General features: G+C 36.6%; 1 protein-coding gene. It reads left to right on the top strand.

Going from position 1 to position 1,803, the window contains the following annotated elements; translation table 11 throughout:
• Window positions 1-110 precede the first annotated feature (110 nt).
• Window positions 111-1,385 (top strand): IS110 family RNA-guided transposase, encoded by a 1,275-nt coding sequence (locus G3O09_RS21820; RefSeq protein ID WP_163103544.1) that lies wholly within the window; start codon window positions 111-113, stop codon window positions 1,383-1,385.
• Window positions 1,386-1,803 lie beyond the last annotated feature (418 nt).

The raw sequence follows: 1,803 nt of genomic DNA, 5'->3' as shown, positions 1-1,803 counted from the left end.
TAGCATTCCTGTAGATCGTTAATTATCGGGTTTGAAAAAAATAAAGCTCCTCAGTAAGATACGAGTATAGAGACCAATCTAACTCAGAATCTTAAGGAGGAAGCCCCACTATGAATTTTAAAATGCAAGACAAACAAAATCAACTAATTGAAAGAATTTCCGATACACATCTTATTGTTGGTGTGGATATCGCTCAACAATTACATGTAGCACGAGCTGTTAACTTTCGTGGAATCGTAATAGGAGATCCTCTTACATTCGAAAATAGTGAAGAAGGGTTTATTAATCTATTAAACTGGATTCAAGATCTAAAAAGACTAAAAAACTTAGATAAAGTCATAGTAGGTATGGAGCCAACAGGCCATTACTGGATTAACCTATCCAAATGGTTATATAACCAAAACATTGAAGTAGTAACAGTCAATCCCCACTTAGTCAAAAGGAATAAAGAAAATCGTGATAATACCCAATCTAAGAGTGATAAAAAAGATGCGCTCGTTATCGCGGATATGATTAAAAACGGCTACTATTCCTTTATTCGCCCCACATCAGAATCGTTTGAAAAACTAAGAGTTCTTATGTCTAATCGTGATGTGATTGTAAAACGTCTCGTTATGTCTATTAATCAAATAAATCGATGGGTAGATGTTGTCTTTCCAGAGCTGCGACAAGTGTTTAAAGATGTTTCGTGCAAAGGGGCCATCGCAACCCTTCGATTGTTTCCAACTCCAGATGAAATATCTTCAATGGAGTCAATAGATGTCATGAGGAGATGGAAGTCAATAATGAAAAGACAACCAGGACTTAAAAAAGCTCAATTACTGATCCATCTTGCAAAATCCTCTATAGGAACCGGACAAGCTCTTGATGCTTATAAATTTCATCTAGAACAACTATTAGAAGAATATGACCTCGCAGTAAAACAACTCGAAAGAGTTGAACATCAAGTTAAAGAAGTTCTCTACAAAATACCGTTTGCAACAAAACTACTTATGATTAAAGGAATAAGTGAAATTTCATTAGCTGGGATACTAGGTGAAGCAGGAGATCTAAGTGGATTCTCTCACGGAAACTCTCTATTACGTCATGCGGGATTACATTTAGCTGAAGCAAGTTCAGGTAAATGGAAAGGTCAGATTGTCATTTCAAAGCGTGGAAGGTCACGACTCCGACGCTTCCTCTACTTAGCAACAATGAGTCTTGTGATGAATAACCCTGAGTTTAAAGCCATCCATTCCCATAATGTGAAGGTAAAGAAGATAAAGAAAATGAAATCAATTATGAAACTGATAGGAAAACTAGCAAGGATTTTTGTAGGAATAGCACGACGAAACGAATCTTACTGTCCAAATAAAGTCCAAATATTAATCCCTTTAGCAGTATAGAAATAAACATTAGTTTTATAAAAAATTTCAATTAAAATAGTTAACTTTAATTTTGAATGTTGTCTTATTCGTAGGATTTCAAATATGCACGGAGTACCAGGTTTGTTCAACAAAAGGGCACTGTGACCCATCAGTTTAGCATAACTGGCCTTCACCCCTTGGATAGGCATGACGAAGGAATGAGAGGGCAATTGACCCGTTGAGACATGGGAGGGAAAGCCTCCAGGGGCGGCGTGGAGATGTGTATTATATGGTAAAATATGGAGTATTAGCTAACTCCTTTATTTAACTATGCCTTCACGAAGCCAAAATGATCTGAACTCATTTCAATTACCCGTTAATCCAATTACAAGGGTTATGAAATCCTACGAATAAGTGAGCATTCGAGAGATATTCGTATGAAACTGAGGGAGTTGAA

This window comes from Peribacillus alkalitolerans, assembly GCF_010882125.1.
Classification (GTDB): domain Bacteria; phylum Bacillota; class Bacilli; order Bacillales; family DSM-1321; genus Bacillus_BN; species Bacillus_BN alkalitolerans.
The sequence above is the reverse complement of the archived record's forward strand: the minus strand, read 5'-3'. Positions and strand labels throughout refer to the sequence as shown.